At 26.5% G+C, this 21,239-nt stretch carries 23 protein-coding genes; 17 read left to right on the top strand and 6 right to left on the bottom strand.

Annotated elements, in window-relative coordinates:
• Positions 1 to 198 precede the first annotated feature (198 nt).
• Positions 199 to 1,203 (bottom strand): adenosine deaminase, encoded by a 1,005-nt coding sequence (gene add / locus AACH12_RS10675; RefSeq protein ID WP_338535400.1) that lies wholly within the window; start codon positions 1,201 to 1,203, stop codon positions 199 to 201.
• Between the two features lie 193 nt (positions 1,204 to 1,396).
• On the opposite strand from add, the gene AACH12_RS10670 reads away from it, so the two are divergent.
• Positions 1,397 to 2,368, top strand: a complete 972-nt coding sequence (locus tag AACH12_RS10670; protein WP_338535399.1) for a lytic transglycosylase domain-containing protein — start codon at positions 1,397 to 1,399, stop codon at positions 2,366 to 2,368.
• A gap of 105 nt (positions 2,369 to 2,473) precedes the next feature.
• On the opposite strand, the gene AACH12_RS10665 is transcribed toward AACH12_RS10670, so the two are convergent.
• Positions 2,474 to 3,526, bottom strand: coding sequence for a flagellar brake protein (locus AACH12_RS10665; RefSeq protein ID WP_338535398.1), 1,053 nt, complete (start codon positions 3,524 to 3,526; stop codon positions 2,474 to 2,476).
• A gap of 241 nt (positions 3,527 to 3,767) precedes the next feature.
• Positions 3,768 to 4,490: an HAD family hydrolase gene (locus AACH12_RS10660; protein WP_338535397.1), complete on the bottom strand. Its 723-nt coding sequence runs from the start codon at positions 4,488 to 4,490 to the stop codon at positions 3,768 to 3,770.
• A 171-nt stretch (positions 4,491 to 4,661) separates the two neighbouring features.
• Between AACH12_RS10660 and AACH12_RS10655 the strand changes: the two genes are divergently transcribed.
• The gene (locus AACH12_RS10655) at positions 4,662 to 5,045 is read left to right on the top strand and encodes a hypothetical protein (RefSeq protein ID WP_338535396.1); all 384 of its coding nucleotides are present in this window, start codon (positions 4,662 to 4,664) and stop codon (positions 5,043 to 5,045) included.
• Positions 5,046 to 5,418: 373 nt separating this feature from the next.
• Here the strand turns inward: AACH12_RS10655 and AACH12_RS10650 are convergent, their stop codons facing one another.
• Positions 5,419 to 6,030 carry an NUDIX hydrolase gene (locus AACH12_RS10650; protein WP_338535395.1) on the bottom strand — a complete coding sequence of 204 codons (612 nt, stop codon included), beginning with the start codon at positions 6,028 to 6,030 and terminating at the stop codon, positions 5,419 to 5,421.
• 378 nt (positions 6,031 to 6,408) lie between these two features.
• Here AACH12_RS10650 and AACH12_RS10645 point away from each other — a divergent pair, with 378 nt between their 5' ends.
• Genes AACH12_RS10645 through AACH12_RS10635 form a run of 3 tightly spaced genes read left to right on the top strand, consistent with a single transcriptional unit; the run spans position 6,409 to position 10,220 of the window.
• Entirely contained in the window at positions 6,409 to 8,115 is a 1,707-nt protein-coding gene (locus tag AACH12_RS10645) for an ABC transporter ATP-binding protein (RefSeq protein ID WP_338537380.1), read from the top strand.
• Positions 8,116 to 8,173: 58 nt separating this feature from the next.
• The gene (locus AACH12_RS10640) at positions 8,174 to 8,857 is read left to right on the top strand and encodes a response regulator transcription factor (RefSeq protein WP_338535394.1); all 684 of its coding nucleotides are present in this window, start codon (positions 8,174 to 8,176) and stop codon (positions 8,855 to 8,857) included.
• Entirely contained in the window at positions 8,832 to 10,220 is a 1,389-nt protein-coding gene (locus AACH12_RS10635) for a HAMP domain-containing sensor histidine kinase (protein WP_338535393.1), read from the top strand. Before AACH12_RS10640 ends, AACH12_RS10635 begins: the two co-directional genes overlap by 26 nt.
• A 96-nt stretch (positions 10,221 to 10,316) precedes the next feature.
• On the opposite strand, the gene AACH12_RS10630 is transcribed toward AACH12_RS10635, so the two are convergent.
• Positions 10,317 to 11,321, bottom strand: a complete 1,005-nt coding sequence (locus AACH12_RS10630; protein ID WP_338535392.1) for an FAD:protein FMN transferase — start codon at positions 11,319 to 11,321, stop codon at positions 10,317 to 10,319.
• Between the two features lie 239 nt (positions 11,322 to 11,560).
• Between AACH12_RS10630 and AACH12_RS10625 the strand changes: the two genes are divergently transcribed.
• Complete coding sequence (locus tag AACH12_RS10625; protein ID WP_338535391.1) at positions 11,561 to 11,938, top strand: NusG domain II-containing protein; 378 nt, start codon at positions 11,561 to 11,563, stop codon at positions 11,936 to 11,938.
• Positions 11,939 to 11,950: 12 nt separating this feature from the next.
• A complete protein-coding gene (locus AACH12_RS10620) occupies positions 11,951 to 12,469 on the top strand; it encodes a DUF2179 domain-containing protein (protein ID WP_338535390.1) in 519 nt (172 codons plus the stop codon).
• Positions 12,470 to 12,590: 121 nt separating this feature from the next.
• On the opposite strand, the gene AACH12_RS10615 is transcribed toward AACH12_RS10620, so the two are convergent.
• Positions 12,591 to 13,436 carry a TIM barrel protein gene (locus AACH12_RS10615; protein ID WP_338535389.1) on the bottom strand — a complete coding sequence of 282 codons (846 nt, stop codon included), beginning with the start codon at positions 13,434 to 13,436 and terminating at the stop codon, positions 12,591 to 12,593.
• A 200-nt stretch (positions 13,437 to 13,636) separates the two neighbouring features.
• Between AACH12_RS10615 and AACH12_RS10610 the strand changes: the two genes are divergently transcribed.
• The 10 genes from AACH12_RS10610 (at position 13,637) to AACH12_RS10565 (ending at position 21,237) form a co-directional block, all read left to right on the top strand.
• Positions 13,637 to 14,242: an anthranilate synthase component II gene (locus AACH12_RS10610; protein ID WP_338537379.1), complete on the top strand. Its 606-nt coding sequence runs from the start codon at positions 13,637 to 13,639 to the stop codon at positions 14,240 to 14,242.
• Positions 14,239 to 15,606, top strand: coding sequence for an aminodeoxychorismate synthase component I (pabB, locus tag AACH12_RS10605; protein WP_338535388.1), 1,368 nt, complete (start codon positions 14,239 to 14,241; stop codon positions 15,604 to 15,606). Before AACH12_RS10610 ends, pabB begins: the two co-directional genes overlap by 4 nt.
• Complete coding sequence (locus AACH12_RS10600; protein WP_338535387.1) at positions 15,599 to 16,411, top strand: aminotransferase class IV; 813 nt, start codon at positions 15,599 to 15,601, stop codon at positions 16,409 to 16,411. The genes pabB and AACH12_RS10600 overlap by 8 nt, the downstream gene beginning before the upstream one ends.
• A complete protein-coding gene (locus tag AACH12_RS10595; RefSeq protein WP_338535386.1) occupies positions 16,411 to 17,118 on the top strand; it encodes a hypothetical protein in 708 nt (235 codons plus the stop codon). Before AACH12_RS10600 ends, AACH12_RS10595 begins: the two co-directional genes overlap by 1 nt.
• Before the next feature lie 76 nt (positions 17,119 to 17,194).
• Positions 17,195 to 17,761 carry a GTP cyclohydrolase I FolE gene (folE, locus tag AACH12_RS10590; protein WP_338535385.1) on the top strand — a complete coding sequence of 189 codons (567 nt, stop codon included), beginning with the start codon at positions 17,195 to 17,197 and terminating at the stop codon, positions 17,759 to 17,761.
• An 85-nt stretch (positions 17,762 to 17,846) separates the two neighbouring features.
• On the top strand, positions 17,847 to 18,707 hold the full coding sequence (folP, locus tag AACH12_RS10585) for a dihydropteroate synthase (protein WP_463670987.1): 861 nt from the start codon (positions 17,847 to 17,849) through the stop codon (positions 18,705 to 18,707).
• Positions 18,700 to 19,059, top strand: coding sequence for a dihydroneopterin aldolase (folB, locus tag AACH12_RS10580; protein ID WP_338535384.1), 360 nt, complete (start codon positions 18,700 to 18,702; stop codon positions 19,057 to 19,059). Before folP ends, folB begins: the two co-directional genes overlap by 8 nt.
• The gene (gene folK, locus AACH12_RS10575; protein WP_338535383.1) at positions 19,056 to 19,535 is read left to right on the top strand and encodes a 2-amino-4-hydroxy-6-hydroxymethyldihydropteridine diphosphokinase; all 480 of its coding nucleotides are present in this window, start codon (positions 19,056 to 19,058) and stop codon (positions 19,533 to 19,535) included. Before folB ends, folK begins: the two co-directional genes overlap by 4 nt.
• A gap of 27 nt (positions 19,536 to 19,562) precedes the next feature.
• Entirely contained in the window at positions 19,563 to 20,378 is an 816-nt protein-coding gene (gene aroF, locus AACH12_RS10570; RefSeq protein WP_338535382.1) for a 3-deoxy-7-phosphoheptulonate synthase, read from the top strand.
• Between the two features lie 31 nt (positions 20,379 to 20,409).
• Positions 20,410 to 21,237 (top strand): YihY/virulence factor BrkB family protein, encoded by an 828-nt coding sequence (locus tag AACH12_RS10565; protein ID WP_338535381.1) that lies wholly within the window; start codon positions 20,410 to 20,412, stop codon positions 21,235 to 21,237.
• Positions 21,238 to 21,239: the final 2 nt, after the last annotated feature.

Here is a 21,239-nt window from a genome sequence, read left to right as displayed (position 1 = left end):
TATCAGATTAATTATAATCTCTTTAAGTTAATAAGTCTACAACTAGATTATGAGAAATAAATGTAGGATAGTGAAGTAAATATAGTTGAAAAAAATATAAAAACATAAAGTTACATAAATAAATATCTAAGCATTAGCTTTGAGTAAAATTCAAAACTGAAGCTTAGATATTTTAATAATTTTCTTTAACTCTTAAACTTATTTATAATCATCTATAAATTTTTTAAGTTTAAGTTTAATTTCACTTGAAGCAAAGGAAGCATTATTAGAATTAATAAATACTTGTTTAAAGTCTGCTTTACTATAGTTTGAATATTTACTAAGGGTATTAAATTCATCTGTTAGTGTAACGTTTGAAACTGTTCTATTATCAGTGCTAAGTGTAACTAGTACTTTTTTATCTAAAAACATTTTAGATGGATGATTTTCATAGGTGTCAACAGCTTTTGTTTGAATATTGCTTGTAGGACACATTTCAAGTGCAATAGAATTATCAATAACTGAGTTAAGAGTATTAAGATCATCTTTTGCATTAACGCCATGACCAATCCTCTCAGCGTGAAGTAGTTCAATTGATTTTGTTATGTTTTCATATTTACCAGTTTCACCTGCGTGAACTGTTATATGGTAACCATACTCTTTTGCTCTATCAAAAGCTTCTTTATGGATTTCTGGTGGAAAATCATGCTCATTTCCAGCGAGATCTATAGCAACAACGCCCCTTTCAATAAATTTTCTTCCTTGTTCTACTACTGATAGGGAATTTTCGATGCTTTCATGTCTCATTAAACAAAGAATCAAATTTCCAAATATCTCGTATTTTGCTTGAGCTTTTTTTATTCCAAGTAGAACACTTTCAATAACTTCATCAAAAGTAAGACCTTTTTTTAAGTGAAGAAGGGGTGCAAACCTAAGTTCGATGTATTTTACATTTTCTTTTGCAGCGTCTTCCATTACTTCAAATGTGATTCTTTCAAGGTTCTCTTTTGATTGCATAACTAGATTTGGATATTCGAATCTATCTAAGTATTCAATTAAAGATGAACATTTCTTTGGCGCTCTAACATACCTATTAAATTCATTTAAAGTATTTGCCGCGACTTTTATATTTTCTTTTTGTAATAGTTCAAATATGGTACTTGGTCTTATGCTACCGTCAATATGACAGTGCAGTTCAATTTTTGGTAAATTTTTAGTATTCATTTTATCACACTCTTTCTTCCATTATATTTGTTGTATGTAGGATTATCTTTTTTTTATCTCTACATTAATTACTATCTATGATAAAATAAATAGTAATTATATTTAATTTAATTTATTTATGAAAAAATAGCAAGTATTTTTATGAAATTTGTTAATATTACTTTGCCTTAAAGATTCTATTTAGGAGTTAAAAATGTTGAAAAAATTAGTTGTAATCATGTTAGTTCTTTTAAGTTTTATATATAATCACACAGTATTTGCTGAAAATTCTTCTGATTTTAAAGTAAAAAGCTCAGGAATTTCTTTCTATATTGATGATAATTTAGTTAATAATAACAATTTAGATTTTCCCTTGGTTTCATATAAAAATATTATATATCTACCACTAAGCTATAATTCATCAAAATCTTTTGGTTTAAGTCTTAAATGGAATAATGAGAAAAAAACATTATCACTTGATTCTTCAAATGTTATAGATATAAAAAAATTTTCATGTAATAATATTTTAGATATAAGGAAATCAAAATTTAATGTTGAAATCAAAGATGAAAAAATAAACTCTAATGATTATCCTAATTTACTTATAAATAATCTTATTTATATTCCACTTATTTATGATAATATTAAAAAATTTGGATGGACTTCATCTTGGGATAATGTGTATGGTCTTAAAATATATACAAAAAATTATGAAAAGCTTGATAAAAAAATTATAAAAGATGATTCAAAGGAAAAAGAAATAGAATTTATGAGGAAAATCAATAAAAATCTTTCATATGATGAGGCTAAAAATATTTTGGAATTAATATATAAGGCAAATAATGATTATGGAATTGATGTTCACTGGATTATGTCTATGATGTGGCTTGAAAGTAATTATGATAAAGATTGTGTGTACAAAAATGCTGTAGGATTAATGCAAATGCTTATAGCGACCGCTAGAACAATGGATATTACAAAAGAAGAACTCCATAATCCAGCTATAAGTATAGATTCCGGTGTTAAGTATTTAAAAAACGATTTAGAACATTATAAAGGTAATTTAGATCTTGCTACGCTTGCTTATAATCAAGGCAGTGTAAGAGTTGACAAAGGAACATATAAAACATGGTACCTTGAGAATATAAAAAAGAAGTTTAAAACAATAAATGAATATGTAAATTAAAAAAATTTAATTAATAAAAATCATGCATTTGAAGAAATAATTCTATCAAATGCATGATTTTTTTCTGTTAGTTAATTTGACTTTAGTTAAAAATAGTAAGGCGTTTTATTGAATTATACGGATAATAACTGAATATATAATAAAAAAAACAATTGATAAAATCAAATTTATTATTAGGCTAATACTATATCTATCACTTGCTCTTTTCATTCTTGTTGAATTAATTGATAAACCATATGCTGTAAGAGAAAATTGTAGTATTGATAAAACAAGTGCAATATTTAATGAGGTAAGATTCCATACACTACCATAGTACATATTGAAAAATAATTGAACACCATATGGAATTTTAGGTCTTGCTTTAAAAAAGAATAAAAGAATTATAAAGAAAATAAACCATGAAAAAAATGCTAAATAGTTGACCATTCTAATATTTATATCGTCTTCTCTTCTTTTCTCGTCTTCAAAATTCAATAATTTATAAAGTTCACTGTAGCCCTTGCTATCTAGATTACTTCTTATTTCTTCAGCTTGTTTACTAAGTAAGAAATTTGAAATTTTCGAAATTGTAGCTTCGTTTGTGTCGATAAATTTTAATCTTGCTTCATATTTACTAATACTATCTTTAATTTGAAAAGAATCTACTACATGTGCGTAAATTTCAATTATGGTGTTTTTATAAGGAAAAAATATTTTCATTTCTTCTTTTGCTTTTATCTGGTAAGGTAGAATACATTTCATTCCAGTTGAACTAATATCTTTTGTAAGAAGTTCACCTTTTTTTATATTGTGCTCAAATTCAATGCTATTTACCACAGATAATCGAAAGGATTGTCTTCTTTGAGCATTAGTAACTTTTGAAATTACTTTAAGTACTAAATAGGAAGATTTTTTAGATTTTTTTCTGTCTATGATACTAGCAGTGAATGAATATGGCTTTTTAAAGTCTTTTTCAGTATCATTAAATAAAAAAGTGATTTTTACTTTGTCGCTTATTCTTGGCACATAGTATTTTCCTTTATGCATGGGTGTAAAAACAGTAAAGGTACCGTTAATTACTTGTCTATCGACAATAGTTTTAAACTTACTATTTTTTCCATCCTCAAAAAAATCTATATCAATAAGCATTCCAGTAATTAATGCGGTTTTAAGTTCCATTTTTTCACCACCTTTTATCCGATGCCTTAGAGTTCTAATATCCCCCCCACTTCTTAAAAAAGTGGGGGATAAAGAACTCTAAAAAGGCCCTGGATTATGTTTTCTAAGATTCAGTGGGAGTAGAAACTCCCTCTGAATCCAAGAAATTCATTTATTTTGTGTTTAATAGTATTAATATAAAGTATATTTTTTACCTTGAATAGAGTATAGTAAAACAAAAAAATATTAAATTAAAAATTGTCTAAAGAGTGTTAACATTAGTGTCTAATTTATATACAATATCTTTTCTCTCTACAATAATAGAAATTTTTTTGCTTAAATCAGGATCATATTTAATATTATTAAATAATTCTTTGGTTGGGTTAATAGCATAAGGATTTCCAACTTGAGAAAGCATTGAAAAATCACCGTTTGTATCACCATAAGCATAGCTTTTGTTTAAATCAATTGAATATTTATCAACGAAATTTTTTATAGCTTTATTTTTATGTTCAGAGTCCCACATAGGGACAACTTCTCCTGTGAATTTTGACTCAGAATCTACAAGATACTTAGTTCCAACGTAGTCTTCAATTCCATATTTTTCTGCGAGTTTTTCAACTAAATGTTCAGGGCTTCCAGATACAAATATAACTTTATGACCATTTAATTTATGCCAGTAGATTCTATCTCTAGTATATGTATAAACAATGTCACCTTTTAACTTGATAACTTGATCTGCTATAAAATCAATTTTTTCTTTATTTAATCCTTTTAGAGCTTCTATATAAATATTTGCAAGTTCTATCATGTAATCGTCATATTCTCCGATTCTTTCAAGCCAATCTCTATGAGTATGTTTTACATGATTATGCCAAAGTGCGGGATCAATAACTTCATATTTTAGTAATTTTTTAAAATGTTCTATCATAAGTGAATCTCTATAAAGTGTACCATCAATATCATAAAATGCCGCTATTGTCATATTTCCTCCAATCTGATAAATTATTTTAATAGTAAAATAAAAGTTTAAATCTAGTTATTTTGGATATAAATTAGATATAAAAAGTATATATATATTATACCCTATATGCTGATTGTTAAGCAATAAGTCATATACATAACAAATAAAATTAATCATAAAGGAGTGAGTTTTATGCTAATTATACTTTTTGCTTTGTTAATTACTTCTATACTTGGGTATATTATTGAGACTGTAAAAATGAAAATTGAGCTTGAAAATGCTGAGCACTTGAATCTTGAACTTAAAGATGAACTTAAAGATATGATTTTTGATAAACATGTAGTAGATATTTTTCTTATTGATTCACTGAGGACAATGATCAATAGTAAATTTTTAAATAATCATAAGATCGATAAATTTAAAATTTACAGATTAAATAATTATAAAATTAGATTTATTTATAGGATAAATAATACTATTCAAACAATGGATTTGTATATTGATGATTGTTCGTATTCAATAAAAAATATAGCAAAATATTATATTGAAAATAATTCAAAAAAAATAATTGTTTAGAATTAATATTTTGGGGTAACATAATAATACTAACAAGAAGTTAGTGGGTTTGCCTTTCATATGAAGGGTTAACATAGATGCAATATGAGGATGTAGATGCAAGGTGAGTCTTGCAAAGATATTCCTAGTAACAAATATAACTTAATAAACGATTTTTATTATGTATTAATGTAAGTTGTAGGAGGAATGTGATATCGAAAAAGAGCTGACACGAAAAACTGAATATAGAAAACTTATGTCATGCTCATATTGCGAATGAAAACCTAATCGATTGGTGTAAAGATTAATTGATTAGGTTTTTTTATTTTGTTTAATTATAATAAAATTATTAAAAAAATAAATTAAAAATAGTTTTTAGTTTGAAAGTAAAGTATTATTTTAATATTTCAAGTAAATTTTTTGTGATTCTTGCAGTGATACCCCATATATTTCTGCCCTTATAATCATAGAATACAACAGCATATTCACCTTGTCTCCAGTTATATTCCTTTCCGTTACTAATAAGCTCATAAGGAAATTCATCTGATAAATCAAAACTTGATTTTAAGGTGTATTGTTTGGGTTTGATTTTTAAAAGTTCATCTAACGAAGCTAAAAAAACTTCTTTAACTTCATCTTTATTTAAAACTAAATTATCTATAGAAAAATCTTTTACAAAACCAATATAACAATTGATAATAATATTAAATGGCGTTATGATTTTTTGTATTTCTCCAATTATTTCAACATCTTCTTTTGCTATTCCTATTTCTTCATATAATTCTCTGAGACCCGCATCTAATTTAAGCTCATTTTTTTCTATTTTTCCACCAGGAAAGCATATTTCTCCAGGTTGACTTCTTAAATTTTCACTTCGTACTTCATATAGTAAATGTAGTTCATTGTTAAGTAAAACTACCGGTACTACAATTGAATATTCTTTATAATCTTTAGAGTTAGTTTTTGATAATTTTATACTAGTTTTTAGTAAATCTATATTTATCATTAGTTTGCTCCTTATCATTTAGTGTTTTCATTTAAGAAAAATTTTAATTTAATCTTTAAATACATTATAACTTAAAAACTAAGTTTGGTTAATTTTTTTTTGTTCGTATGTAGGCTGTAATATTATATTCATTATGTTAAAATATAAGTATGTAATTTTATCCGATGCCTTAGAGTTCTAATACCCCCACTTTTTAAAAAAGTGAGGGATAAAGAACTCTAAAAAGGCCCTGGATTATGTTTTCTAAAATTCAGTGGGAGTAAAAACTCCCTCTGAATTTTAGAAATTCATTTATAACGTTGATTATTCTTTATTTACATATCTCAGGGGGTTTTTTTGAATAAAATTAAAAGGTTTGCAAAATATTATAAAAATCATATGTTTTTATTTATTGTTGATATGGTTGCAGCAATTTCAGTGGCTGGAATTGATTTATTATTTCCAATGTTTTCAAGAGAAATAATAAATGACTATATTCCAAATAAAAACGTAAATGGAATTTTAGTTTTAACTGCAATAATTGTGGGCTTATATATTATAAGGCTAGGTTTATATTACATTATGGCTTATTGGGGACATGTACTTGGTTCAAGAATGGAATATGACGTAAGAAAAGATTTGTTTTCGCATATTCAAAATTTACCCTTTAACTATTTTGATGAAAATAAAACAGGTCAAATTATGGCAAGATTAACTGGTGATTTAAATGAAGTATCTGAACTTGCACATCACGGACCCGAAGATTTATTTATTTCGCTTCTTATGATTTTTGGATCTTTTTTTATCCTTATGTCAATAAATATTGAACTTACGTTAATTATTTTCTCAGTAGTAATTGTTTTGATTATTTATACAATTACTAGAAGAAAAAGCATGACATATGCTTTTAGAAATGTTAGAAAGAAGAATGCAGAAATTAACTCAAAAATAGAAAATTCTATTTCAGGTATTAGAATTTCTAAATCTTTCGCAAATAGAGATTATGAAATTGATAGATTCGATGAATTTAATACTGAATATAAAAATTCTAAAAATAACGCTTATAGAGCAATGGGTATTTTTTCTTCTGGTACACATTTTTTAGCTGATTTACTTAGCGTTATTGTAATTTCTGTTGGAGGAATTTTTGTTTATAAAGGAATAATTAATTATGGAGATTTAGTTGCATATTTGCTTTACACTTCATTTTTTATAAGACCTATAAGAAGACTAATTCAATTTACTCAGCAGTATCAATCAGGAATGGCAGGATTTGAAAGATTTATAGAAATTATGGATCTTGAAACTGAAACAATTGATAATGACGATGCAATTGAAGTGGACACTTTAAAGGGAGATATTAAAATTGACAATATTTCTTTTAAATATAATGATAATGATAAAAAATATGTATTAACCAAATTTAATTTAGAAATAGAAAAAGGTAAAACGATAGCACTTGTAGGTCCGTCAGGAGTAGGTAAAACTACAATATCAAATCTAATACCTAGATACTATGATGTAAATGAAGGTACTATTTATATAGATAATATGGATATAAAAAACATTAAATTATTTAATCTAAGAAATAATATTGGAATAGTTCAGCAAGATGTTTTTATTTTTTATGGAACAATAAGAGAAAACATTATTTATGGTAAGCCAAGTGCAAGTGAAGAAGAAGTAATAGAGGCTGCAAAGAACGCAAATATACATGAATTTATAGAGACGCTTGAATACAAATACGATACAATCGTTGGAGAAAGAGGAATAAAATTATCAGGCGGACAAAAGCAAAGAATTGCAATAGCAAGAGTATTTATAAAAAATCCACCTATATTAATTTTAGATGAGGCAACTTCATCGTTAGACAATCAAAACGAAATCATAATACAAGATTCGATTGAAAAACTATCAAAAGGAAGGACAACTATAATAATTGCACATAGATTATCTACAATAATGAGCGCTGACGAGATACTTGTTCTAGCAGATACAGGAATTATTGAAAGAGGAAATCATAGTGGACTTCTATCTTCGAATGGCTTATATTCAAAGCTTTTTAACGCGCAATTTAAAGGATTTATTCCTGATAGTGTTTCATAGAACTATGTAAAATTAAAAGGATTATTACTCTAATTTATTAAAATTTTTAGGAGTGTATATGAAACATATATTTGTTGTAGACGATGAAAAAAACATTAGGGAACTAATTAATAAATATTTAATAAAAGAAGGTTATAAGACTACTACTTTTTCAAATGGGAATACAGTTGAAGAAGAAATTTTTAGACTCAAACCAGATTTAATTGTTCTAGATATAAATATGCCAGGGATAAATGGACTTGATTTAACAAAAAAAATTAGAAAAAATAGCGAAATACCAATTATCTTTGTAACAGCTAGGGACGATGAATTCGATAGAGTGATAGGACTCGAAATTGGAGGAGATGACTATCTATCAAAGCCCTTTAGTCCTAGAGAACTTGTAGCAAGGATTAAAAATATATTTAGAAGGATAGATAAAGGTAAAAATATGACCACGGACAGTACTATTGAATTTGAAGATATTAGGCTTGATAGAAAAAAACGCATAGTAAAAATTAATGAGAATTTTATTGAATTGACAACAAAAGAATATGAATTATTTGAGTTTTTATTGGTGAACGCTGGTATTCCTTTTGAAAGAGAAACTATGATAGAAAAAATTTGGGGATATGATTTTTTAGGAGAAACAAGAGTTATTGATGATCTTGTAAAAAGAATTAGAAAAAAAATAAAACTATTTGGATCTATTGTTGAAATAAAAACGGTGTGGGGATATGGGTATAAAATTGAAAAAAAATAAAAATAATAAAGGGAAAATAGGTAAAAAGATATTTTTATCTTATATTATAGTTATTCTTATTACTTTTGTGATAATTGGAATTTCTTTTAGTAAAATTTCAGAATCATATATATTAGATAGTACTAAAAAAGAGATTAGCTTAAAAGTTGATAAAATAACAAAAGTTGTAAAACCATTACTAATAAAATATGATAAAGATCCTAGCTTTAAAATTTCTAGAGAGGATTATAATCAGACTCGTTTAAGAGTAGGCGGATTTGGAATCGATTCTCAAATTTACATTTACAATGTGAATAAAGATAATATTTTCAAACTAGGTAATGTTCCTGATAATAAAATTCGAAAACTTGTTACAAAAACATCTGGGCGAAGCGGAGATATTGTTTATGAAGCAAGGAAAGTTACAAATAATGAAAAAATAATTGGTTACGTAATTGTAATTGCAAAAATTGAAGATGTAAAAGCCATAAATAAAAGTGCAAGAAGAATTCTGATTATAGCATTAGGTATAAGTTCTATTTTTTCAATACTTCTTAGTGTTTTTATGCAAAATAAAATAGGTAAACCGATATCAAAATTAAAAAATATAATATCTAAGTATAAAATAAGCAATAAAATTGATCAAACCATAAATACTGGAGACGAAATTGAAGATCTTTATAATGCCTTTATCGAATTAACAAATAAAATTAACTCTTTTTCCCAAAATCAAAAATCGTTTTTTCAAAATGCTTCTCATGAACTTAAGACTCCACTTATGTCTATACAAGGGTATGCGGAGGCTATAAAAGATGGTGTTGTTAAAGATAAAGAAAAAGAAGAGTCACTTGATATTATTATTAGTGAAAGTCAAAGATTAAAGAAAATTGTTGAAGAAATGATAATGATGACGAAATTAGATGATGTAAGTGAAATATTTACCTATAAAAAAGAAGATATATATGATATTTTAGCAGATTCATTAAATAGCGTTCAACCAGTCCTTGATAAAAATGATATAGTTGTCAATTTTAACTGCGAAAAAGGAAGTAGCGGAGAATTTGATAGAGATAAACTAACAAGAGCCTTTATCAATATTATTGGCAATTGCGCTAGATATGCAAGAACTAAGATTGATATAAATGTGAATATATCAGGAGAATTTTGTTATATAGATATACTAGATGATGGACTTGGATTTAAAATAGGGGAAGAAAAGAATGTTTTTGATAGATTTTATAAAGGAGAAAAAGGTGGTTCAGGCATTGGACTTGCCCTTACTAAGGTTATTATAGAAAGACATAATGGGGAAATTAAGGCAATTAACAATATTAACTATGGTGCTCTTTTTAAGATTATCTTATCTTTGAAAAATAATATTTAGAAATGTAAACGATAAAAACACAGTTATAAAGATTATAAAAAGTCTTTATACTGTGTTTTAATTTACTAATTGTGATTGTTAAAAATAAAATCAATATTATTTATTCATTATTTTATAAGTTGAATCAGTTAATGTAAATTTATGATTATTATATAAATTAGTAGTTAAGTATACTTCTTTATTTTTTGTTATAAAAATAGCTTCAGTATTTTCTAGATTATTTATAAAATCAAGACCTTTTTCTAATCCATATTCAAAAGTTATAGTTGAAAGAGCATCAGCATCAATAGAACTTTCTCCAATTATTGCAACACTCATAAGATTATTATCAATTGGATATCCATCAAAAGGGCTAAGAATATGATGATATCTTTTTCCGTCTTTTATAAAAAAACGTTGATTTATACCGCTTGATACAATAGTTTTATCTTTAACGCTAACAATTCCAATATATTCTCCAGTATCTTTAAAAGGATTTTGTATGCCTATGTTCCAAAGTGTGTTTTCACTTTTTTCACCTAGTGCATATACATTTCCACCTAAATTAATCATCGCTTTTGTATAGCCTTTTTCTTTAAGGTATTTTACAATTTCATCAGCTGCATATCCTTTGGCGATTCCGCCTAAATCAATTTTAGTAGAAGTATCCTTTTTAGTTATAATATTTTTTTTAAGTTCAATATTGTTAAAATCAATATTAGATAGAGCTTTTTTTATTTCACTTTGACTGGGAACTTTGTAATGTTCACTTCCAATTCCCCAAAGTTTAACAAGAGGTTCGATACTAATATCAAATAATCCATTTGAAAGTTTGCTGTAATATAAGCCTCTCTCAATAACTGTATTCATTTCATCTGATATTTTAAGCGGTATATCTTTATCTAATGAATTGATTTTACTTATCTCGCTATCATTTAAATCAGTACTAAATTTTTTTGTAATATCAGAAAGTATATTAAAAATGTCATCAAGAATAGTTTGATCATTTGTGTTATATACTGTAATAGTTACTAAAGTGTCAAGTTCCAAGTTTGAGCGAGTAATATAGTTATCTTTTGGATTAGACGTGCAAGAAGTAGCAAAAATAATTATTGTTAACATTAATATAATTATACGAATTTTTTTCATATCACCATTTTCCTTATAGATAGTTTAAGCTGGCTAAAACTATTTTGTCTTATTTTATAAAAATAGTCTTACTTAAATACTACTACATAAAATGTTATGATTAAAGGTAAAATAAATGATATATTAAAAATATAAATAAATAATTATTTTTTAATATTATTATTGTTAATTTGTAAATTTAATGTTAGAATGTTGTTCGCCGGAGGGTAAGTATGAAAAAATTAGATTATTTTTTAATTGTTATATATATAGTTATTAGCATCGGTTTTGCATTTTTTCTAATAATTCCAAATGGTGAGTACAATAAAAAATATGTTGAAATTAAAATTGATAATAAGGAATATATGAAAATAGATTTACCGCAAAAAACGAAAAAAACAATTGTTGTTGACAATAAATATGGTAAAAATGTAATTGTGATTGAAAATGATTCAGTCCAGGTTATAGAAGCTGATTGTTTTAATCAAATAGATGTACTTGAAGGAAAAAAAGACAAAGTTGGAGATATTATAGCATGTCTTCCGCATAAGTTAATAATAGAAATTAAAGGAGAAAAAAGAAACAACGAAGTTGATGATGTTTCTTATTAAAAGGAGGTAAATATGGGAATTTGGCTTTACGTATTTATAGTTTTTGCAAAAATATTTGAAGTGTCTCTTACAACTGTTAGAATTATGTTTATTACAAAAGGAGAAAAAAAATTAGGAGCTATTATAGGTTTCTTTGAAGTTATTATATGGATATACGTTGCAGGTTCTGTATTAAAAGATGTTATGTCAGATCCGTTTAAAGTAATTGCATATGCTTTAGGCTTTGCTCTAGGTAATTATTTTGGAAGTATTGTTGAAGCAAAAATTGGACTTGGACTTAGTAAAGTTGAAGTAATAGTTAAGGAAGAAGATGGAAAAGAATTAGTTGATTATATTAGAGATAAAGGATTTGCAGTTACAGTACTTGAAGGTAATGGTAAGAATTTTAGACGAAATATATTAGTTATGTATATTGCTAGAAAGAAAGTTTTAAAATTAATAGAAGAAGTTAAAGAATTTCAGGAAAATTCGGTTATAACGGTATCAGATACTAAACCAATTTACGGTGGTTATGGAACGCTTAGAAAATAAATAAAAATATTGGAAGTTAAATTATAGCAATCAGAAAAGGAGTGAATTTCATTTGAGAGTCACTCCTTTTTCCTTATATTGATTAGAAAATATAGCTTTAATTTATATTACAAGATACTTACTATCTTAGAAGTTTATTAATTAAAGCAATATCTTTTAAATTATCTTCAATAAAGTTATTTGTTTTACCATAAAGTAGCTCATTGCAAATGGCATTACTATAATTGTAATCTTTTAATAGTTTTATTTGAGAATCAAAGTTAATTTCGCTTTTATTAAGTGGAATATGTTTAGTTTTTATTTCAGAGTCAGGTGCTTTTCCAAAACCATGTATATGGACATTATTTATTTTTTCAACGAAATTTTTGCTTGGATTTAGATATGTATCATAGTTATTTAAATAATCATGAGTCAAATCCCAGCAAATTCCAAAACTTGAAGTATCAAAATCATTTATTGTACTAAGAATATCTTCTCTATTTGATCCAAAAGAAATGTCTTTTTTACTTGTTAATTCAAAAGATAAATCAATTTTAATTTTATTTTTTTCAAAGTAATTTAGAGCCCAGTCAATAAAAAAATATGTATCATCTTTTAAATGACCTTGTTCACTTTCTACAATGCTTTTAGCACCATGAAAAGTAAGTGTAGGTACTTTGTTTGAGCTTTCTATCATATTGTAAATGAGTTTAAATAAGGTTTTATAGTTATCTTTAATAGTTGTGTCTTTTATAAAATCACATAGTTCAAAATTATAGCTTTTAAGAAAATTTGGTACGTGAAAGTTGATATTTTGTTTATTAGTATATATTTTTTTTGCTAAGGATAAATATTTTTTTTCTTCAAGCAAAGAATTATGAGGTGCAATTTCAAAGCCTTTAATGATTCTTAAGTCAAAAATACTCAGGAAATTTGAAAATTCAATTCCATTAAATATTTTTTCATCTAGTGTAATAAAAGTGTTCAAAGCATCACTTCCTTTTTAGAATAATCTATAGATAGTATATAATAGAAATATATTCATAGCTAGATAATTGTAATATTTATTGTTGACTATTTATAAAGAATAAATGTATAATCACAGTAAATAGTGAAATAAATGAAGTAATACTTAAATTTCTGTGTAATATAATGATATATATTAAAAAAATTGAAAGAGGTGTTTCTTTGATATTAATGATAGATAATTATGATTCTTTTGTTTATAATTTAGTCCAGTACTTAATGATGTTAAAAGAAGAAGTAAAAGTTATAAGAAACGATGAACTTACTATTGATAAAATAAGAAAACTAGACCCTGAAATGATAGTACTTTCTCCTGGGCCATGTACTCCGATGGAGTCGGGTATAAGCTTAGATATTATACGTGAATTAAAAGGTGAATATCCGATTCTAGGTATATGTTTGGGACATCAGGCAATAGGTCAAGAATTTGGAGCAAATATAATAAAAGCAATTGAACCTGTACACGGAAGAGTATTTGAAATTACTCATGACGGAAAAGGTGTATTTAAAGGTTTAAATAATCCTTTAAAAGTGACTAGATATCATTCGCTAGTTATTGATAGTGAAAATGTTCCTGAAAGTTTGGAGGTTACCGCAAGACTTAGTGATGGTCAGATTATGGGGATAAGGCATAAAGAATATTTAATAGAGGGAGTTCAATTTCATCCAGAAGCAATACTAACAGAACAAGGGCTTGAACTTCTAAATAATTTTTTAATTGAAGCAAGGGAATTTAATAAGGTAAAAAAATTGGGTGGTGCAAAATGATAATTAAAGAAATAAGTACAGATTTAACCTCTTTTGAGTTGTTTAGCGCTTTTAAAGATGAAAAGTATCCTTATTTTTTAGATAGTTCATTAATAAATGAATTAGGAAGGTACTCATTTATTAGTTGCAATCCATTTCTGATTTTTAAAAGTAAAGATAAGGCTATATGCATAGAAGATAGCTTAAAAAATGAACATATTTCAGGAAATCCTTTTGATGAATTAAATACTTTATATAAAAAGTATTACAAAAATTATGAAATAGATTTACCATTTATAGGCGGAGGAGTAGGTTTCTTTTCTTATGATTTATGTCATCACCTTGAAAAACTTCCTAGAAGAGCTATTGATGACACAAATACACCAGATTTGATTTTTGGTTTTTATGATGGTGGTATTGTAATTGACCATATAAAGAAAAAAACTTATATTACAGATGCTGGTATAAATGAAGGCGAAAATGACAGAGTTAAATGGATTGAAAAAAGAATAAAAGATTTTGAAGAAAATCCTATTAGTATAAATCCTAAAAAGCATAGAGATAAGGCTATTTTTAATTCTAATTTTACAAAAGAAGAATATATAAATGCAATTAAAAGTATTAGGGAATATATTCGTATGGGCGATATTTATCAGGCAAATATGACACAAAGATTCACAACAGTGCTAAGAGATGAACCAATTGAACTTTATAAAAAATTAAGGGAGAAAAATCCAGCACCATTTGCATGTTATTTTGATTTTGAAGAAGGTAAAATTATATCAAGTTCTCCGGAAAGATTTATTAGTATACGCGAAGGCATGATTGAAACTAGACCGATAAAAGGTACTATGCCAAGAGGAAAAAATAAAAAAGAAGATGAAAAAAATAGAAATATACTTATAAATAGTGAAAAAGATAAAGCAGAATTACTTATGATAGTTGATTTAGAGAGGAATGATTTAAGTAGAGTTGCAAAAACTGGAAGTGTAAAAGTACCAGAGTTATTTAAAGTTGAAGAATACGCAACTGTATTTCACCTTGTAGCTACTGTTCGAGCTTTGGTAAAGGACAATTTAACACCAATTGATTGTTTAAAATATACTTTTCCAGGTGGATCAATAACGGGAGCACCTAAAATTAGATCAATGGAAATTATAGATGAACTTGAACCGACAAGTAGAAATATTTATACAGGTTCAATTGGATATATTGGATTTAATGGAGAGACGGACTTAAATATTGTTATAAGAACAATTGTTACAAAGGACGATAAAGCATATTTTCAAGTAGGTGGTGGAATTACTTGGGGTTCAATTGAAAAAATGGAGTATCAAGAGTCGCTTGATAAGGCCAAAGCTTTGATGGAGGCATTAAATGAGTAATTTAAATATAAAAAATGATATAAATTTAATAGAAAAAGATATTAAATTAGAATCAGATTTTTTGAATTTTGGATATGGTCTATTTGAAACTATTAAAATTTTTAAGGGTAATTTAGAATATATTGATGAGCATTTAAATAGATTATTTGATTCATCTAAAGTAGTTTTTTCTCATTTAAAGCTAGATATAGATAGGATTAAAAATGATGCAGAGGTCTTTACAAAAAAAAACGAATTAGAATTTGGCGCACTGAAAATAATTTTGTTTAAAAATAATAATGAATTTGACTGGATAATTAAATATAATAACAGAACTTATATTAAAGAGAAATATGATATAGGTTTTAAAATAAGAGTATCAAAATTTAGTAAAAATGAAAAATCTATTTTAGCCTATCATAAGACACTTAATTATATGGAAAATATAATTGAAAAAAGAGATGCTCTTTTAAGTGGATATGACGAAAGCATTTATACTAATTCAAAGGGTAATATTTCTGAGGGAACTTTATCAAATATATTTATTGTGAAGAATGGATTAGTAATAACACCTCCTCTTAGTTCTGGAATTTTAAATGGTGTAATAAGAAAAAATATAATTAAATCATCTAATAAATTTGATGTTCAAGTAATTGAAAAAGACTTTGGATTTTATGAATTAGTAAATGCTGATGAAATATTTATTACTAACTCTCTACTTGAAGTAATGCCGATTGCTAGAGTAGATAATTATAATTTTAATATAAAAAAATTTAGAATAACAAATAAAATTATGAGTATATTTAACAACTATATGGAGATATAATGGAGAAAACGGTTGAAAAAGTAATTGATAATCTAAAAATTGATAGTAATTTATTAGCATTATTTTTCGTTGGAAAATACTCTGTATGTATGGATTTAACAAAGACAAATGATGTTGATATTCTAGCGGTTTATAAGGATAATCGTGAATTTGAAAGAGAAATAATCGTTAAAAATAATATTAATTTTGATGTTTCATTTATTAATTATAGTGATATAATGAATAGGTTAAGTGAGAATAATTCTCTTTGGATTAATATCTGCTTAAGAAATAAGTTGATTTTCTCAAAAAAATCTAGCTTATTTGATTTTTTATATGAAAAAATAGAAAATTTAAAAATAGTTTCTTATAATATAAAAGAATGTGATGTAGACTATATTAGATATAAATTACATGAATTTATATCTATATTATACGGCAGAAAAGCTGATGTATTTGAAAAAGAATTTCTAATTAATGTGTATTTATATAGAGCAATTAAGTATATTTTCGAACTTAATAGTAAAAATATTCCAAGTGATAAAAAGTTATATAATGAATTAAAAAAAATAGATGAAAAGTTATTTGAAAAAGTTGAATTGGTTTTAAAAGAAGGAAATATATTGATAAAGATTGAATATTTAGATGATTTTTTTCAAACTATATTAAAAGAATATGGTGGTTACCTTAAGTTTTGGAAAAAAGGTCTATATCCTATTGACAAATGAACTAAAATTTTTGTTTGGAGTGTATAAGTCTAAACTAAAAGTTAAAATATTTATAAAAGAAAGATGAGGTAAGATTATGGATAATAAAAGAATTGAAAGTGCTGTTAGAGAATTACTTGCTGCTATTGGAGAAGATCCAGATAGAGAAGGTCTTGTTGGTACACCTGACAGGATTGCAAGAATGTATAATGAAATTTTTGCAGGACTTAAGGAAGACCCTAGTAAGCATTTAGAAGTTTTTTTCCAAGATGAAAAGCATGAAGAATTAGTTATTGTAAAAGATATTCCTTTTTACTCTATGTGTGAGCATCATTTAGTTCCGTTTTTTGGAAAAGCTCATATTGGTTATATTCCAAGAGGTGGCAAGTTAACTGGCTTAAGTAAATTAGCTAGAGTTGTAGATACTGTAGCTAAAAGACCGCAACTACAAGAAAGAATTACTACTACGGTAGCAGATATAATTATGGAAAAACTTAATCCCTACGGTGTTATTGTTGTTATAGAAGCTGAACATATGTGTATGACTATGCGTGGCATAAAAAAACCAGGTTCTAAAACAATTACTTCTGCGGTTCGCGGCATTATGAAAACTGAAGCTAAATCGAGAGCAGAAGCCTTATCATTGATAGAATTTGGAAGATAGTATATTTTGATTCCTTCAAAAAATTAATTTCAATGTTAATATAAATGAAGTTTTATATGGAGGTAAATTGTGATTCGGAGGAAAAATGGATAAGATTATAAAAAAGAACTATAATAATTATACTTTAAAATTAAAAGAACATAATTTAAATATTGGTGAAAGAACTTTTATTATGGGTATATTAAATGTAACTCCAGATTCTTTCTCGGATGGTGGAAAATTTACTGACGGGGAAATTGCTCTTAGGCATGCAAAAAAAATGATTGAAGATGGTGCAGATATTATAGATATAGGTGGAGAATCTACTAGGCCAGGTAGCAAAATAGTTGATGCTAAGGAAGAACTTTCTAGAGTAATTCCAACATTAAAAAAATTGGTGGATAATCTAAATGTGCCTATATCAGTAGACACATATAAATCAGAAGTTGCTTTAGAAGCGCTTAAAAATGGCGCTCATATGATAAATGATGTATGGGGACTTCAAAGGGACGAAAAACTAGCTAATGTGGTTGCAAAATATGATGTTCCGATTTGTATTATGCATAATCAAGAAGGAACAAAGTATGATAAGGATATTATTGAATCTATGAAAGATTTCTTTGTAAAATCACTTGATATTGCCAAAAAAGCTGGAATTAAAAAAGAAAATATTTTACTCGATCCAGGAATTGGTTTTGGTAAAACTTATAAACAAAATTTAATTGTTATGAATAGGCTGAGTGAGTTAAATACACTAGGTTTTCCTATATTACTTGGAACTTCAAGAAAATCAATTATTGGTAAAACTTTAGATTTGCCACCAAATGAAAGAGTTGAAGGGACAATTGCAACTAATGTTATAGGTATTGTAAATGGAACCGAAATTATAAGAGTTCATGATATAAGGGAGAATTTAAGAGCAGTTAGAGTAGCAGATGTAATTCTAAGGGGTGATTTTAATGGATAAAATAATAATGCATAATATGTATTTTTACGGATACCATGGAGTTCTTGAAGCTGAAAAAACAATTGGTCAAAAATTTATAGTGGATGTAGAAATAATGCTAGATCTTGAAAGCGCAGGTAAATCTGATAGTGTTGAAAATACTATAAGTTATGCTGATGTTTATGATGATATAAAGTATCTAGTGGAATCCGAGAGATTTAATTTAATAGAGGCTCTTTCAGAGAGGATTGCTTCAAATATTCTTAGTAGATATTCTTTAGCAAAAGAAGTTCTTGTTAGACTAAAGAAACCTGAAGCGCCAGTTAAAGGCATTTTTGACTATTTTGCAGTAGAAATTAGGAGAAAAAAATGATAAGGGCATATTTGAGTCTTGGAAGTAATATAGGAGATAAGCTTAAAAATTTACATGACGCTTTAAATATACTTAACTCTAATAAAAAAATTAATAATATGAAGGTATCGTCATTTTATGAAACTAATCCAGTAGGCTATTTAGATCAAGATATTTTTGTTAATATTGCAGTTGAAATTGAAACAGATTTAACGTCATATGAACTTTTAGATGTTTGTCAAGGTATTGAAAAAGAACTTAAAAGGGAAAGAATTATCAGATGGGGACCTAGAATAATAGATGTTGACATTTTACTTTATGGTGATACCATTAATTCCTCAGAAAAACTAACAATACCTCACCCAAGAATGATTGAAAGAGCCTTTGTAATTGTTCCTCTTATTGAACTTAATTCGGAGTTAATTATCTCGGGTAAACATATAAAAGAGATTTATAAATATTTGGATAAAGAAGATATAAATAAGATTTATCAATGACACTTAAAGTGTTGAAATTAGCTTGTTTTGCAAGAAATAAAAAAGGAAATAAAAATGAAATATAAAAAGATATTAACGGGCGATAAGGTAGTAGTAGAAGTAAATGATTTGAAAATTGGTGGTAATAATAAGCCGATTTTTATTGCTGGACCTTGTTCTGTAGAAAGCAGAGAACAAGTAATTGAGACAGCAATTCAATTAAAGGAAAGAGGATGTGATGTACTTCGTGGAGGTGCTTTTAAACCTAGAACAAGCCCTTATGATTTTCAAGGACTTGGTGAAGAAGGTTTAAAATATTTAAAAGAAGCAAGTGAAATTACAAATCTTCCTATAGTTACAGAACTTATGGATGAAACAAGTTTAGATATGATACTTGAATATGCTGATATAATTCAAATTGGTTCAAGAAATATGTATAATTACTCTTTACTAAAAGTTGTAGGTGGAGTTAATAAACCCGTTTTATTAAAAAGAGGAATGAGTGCAACAATTAGAGAATGGGCATACGCTGCTGAATATATAGCTGCATATGGAAATAAAAATATTATACTTTGTGAAAGAGGTATAAGATCTTTTGATTCATATACTAGAAACACTTTAGATATCTCGGCTGTACCGATTATGAAACAAGAAACGGGATTACCAGTAATAGTTGATCCAAGTCACGGAACGGGTATAAAATCACTTATAAAACCAATGTCAAGAGCTTCTATCGCATCTGGTGCAGATGGACTTATGATAGAAGTACATTTTAAGCCTGAAAATGCACTTTCAGATGGTTTTCAGTCACTTACACCAGATGAATACCTAGACGTTATTAATTCAATAAAAACTTTATATTAAAGTAGAATAAGCTAAAAAACTGGGTGGTTATATGGATTATTTTAAAAAGTTATTTAAATTTAGTTTAGCGCTAAGTAAAAAGTATAAAGAGCACCATATTACAGCTTTTAGCGCTCAAATGGCATATTTTTTTACACTTTCTATATTTCCGTTTTTGATCGTTATTATCTCATTGTTTGGAAAATTATCAATGAAATATTATTTTAAATTAGATTTTATTTTTAATGTTGTACCTAAAGAAGCTTCAGAAATTATTAGAAATTACATAAGTGATTTGTTTCTAGTAAATACAACTACTCTTGTGCCTCTAACCATAATATTTGCACTTTGGTCAGCATCTAAGGGTGTAAATTCCTTGATGAGATCTCTTAATATTGCATATGATGTTAAAGAAACAAGAAGTTTTATTAAGATTAAATTACTAGGAATGGCTTATACTGCGATGATTTCAATTTCCCTTGTAATAGCAATTGTAATTCCAAGCATAGGGAAAAGTGTTTTAGATATATTTGAAAGCATTCTTGAAATTCCAAATTTTTTGCTTGTTATTATAAAATGGTCTTTTTATATAGTATCTATAAACTTTGTAATTAGTTCACTATATGTACTACTTCCAAATAAAAAAGTTACTTTTAAAAGTGTTATGCCAGGGACTATATTTGCAATATTAGGATGGTTTATAATATCAAAAGGTTTTTCATTATTTGCTACTAACTTTCATAACTTTTCATTAATATATGGGTCTTTAACAGCAATTATAATTCTTATGATTTGGTTATATATTTCTTCCATGATTCTTATGGTAGGTGGAGAAATTAATGCTATAGATTTTAAAAAAGAATTTATGGAAATAAAATAACT

The sequence above is a fragment of the Helicovermis profundi genome (genome assembly GCF_033097505.1).
GTDB lineage: Bacteria > Bacillota > Clostridia > Peptostreptococcales > Acidaminobacteraceae > Helicovermis > Helicovermis profundi.
The sequence above is the reverse complement of the archived record's forward strand: the minus strand, read 5'-3'. Positions and strand labels throughout refer to the sequence as shown.

Coding starts and splice junctions, on each gene's coding strand:
- add (WP_338535400.1), bottom strand. CDS start 1,203: ATGAATACTAAAAATTTACCAAAAATTGAACTGCACTGTCATATTGAC.
- AACH12_RS10670 (WP_338535399.1), top strand. CDS start 1,397: ATGTTGAAAAAATTAGTTGTAATCATGTTAGTTCTTTTAAGTTTTATA.
- AACH12_RS10665 (WP_338535398.1), bottom strand. CDS start 3,526: ATGGAACTTAAAACCGCATTAATTACTGGAATGCTTATTGATATAGAT.
- AACH12_RS10660 (WP_338535397.1), bottom strand. CDS start 4,490: ATGACAATAGCGGCATTTTATGATATTGATGGTACACTTTATAGAGAT.
- AACH12_RS10655 (WP_338535396.1), top strand. CDS start 4,662: ATGCTAATTATACTTTTTGCTTTGTTAATTACTTCTATACTTGGGTAT.
- AACH12_RS10650 (WP_338535395.1), bottom strand. CDS start 6,030: ATGATAAATATAGATTTACTAAAAACTAGTATAAAATTATCAAAAACT.
- AACH12_RS10645 (WP_338537380.1), top strand. CDS start 6,409: ATGTTTTTATTTATTGTTGATATGGTTGCAGCAATTTCAGTGGCTGGA.
- AACH12_RS10640 (WP_338535394.1), top strand. CDS start 8,174: ATGAAACATATATTTGTTGTAGACGATGAAAAAAACATTAGGGAACTA.
- AACH12_RS10635 (WP_338535393.1), top strand. CDS start 8,832: ATGGGTATAAAATTGAAAAAAAATAAAAATAATAAAGGGAAAATAGGT.
- AACH12_RS10630 (WP_338535392.1), bottom strand. CDS start 11,321: ATGTTAACAATAATTATTTTTGCTACTTCTTGCACGTCTAATCCAAAA.
- AACH12_RS10625 (WP_338535391.1), top strand. CDS start 11,561: ATGAAAAAATTAGATTATTTTTTAATTGTTATATATATAGTTATTAGC.
- AACH12_RS10620 (WP_338535390.1), top strand. CDS start 11,951: ATGGGAATTTGGCTTTACGTATTTATAGTTTTTGCAAAAATATTTGAA.
- pabB (WP_338535388.1), top strand. CDS start 14,239: ATGATAATTAAAGAAATAAGTACAGATTTAACCTCTTTTGAGTTGTTT.
- AACH12_RS10600 (WP_338535387.1), top strand. CDS start 15,599: ATGAGTAATTTAAATATAAAAAATGATATAAATTTAATAGAAAAAGAT.
- AACH12_RS10595 (WP_338535386.1), top strand. CDS start 16,411: ATGGAGAAAACGGTTGAAAAAGTAATTGATAATCTAAAAATTGATAGT.
- folE (WP_338535385.1), top strand. CDS start 17,195: ATGGATAATAAAAGAATTGAAAGTGCTGTTAGAGAATTACTTGCTGCT.
- folP (WP_463670987.1), top strand. CDS start 17,847: ATGGATAAGATTATAAAAAAGAACTATAATAATTATACTTTAAAATTA.
- folB (WP_338535384.1), top strand. CDS start 18,700: ATGGATAAAATAATAATGCATAATATGTATTTTTACGGATACCATGGA.
- folK (WP_338535383.1), top strand. CDS start 19,056: ATGATAAGGGCATATTTGAGTCTTGGAAGTAATATAGGAGATAAGCTT.
- AACH12_RS10565 (WP_338535381.1), top strand. CDS start 20,410: ATGGATTATTTTAAAAAGTTATTTAAATTTAGTTTAGCGCTAAGTAAA.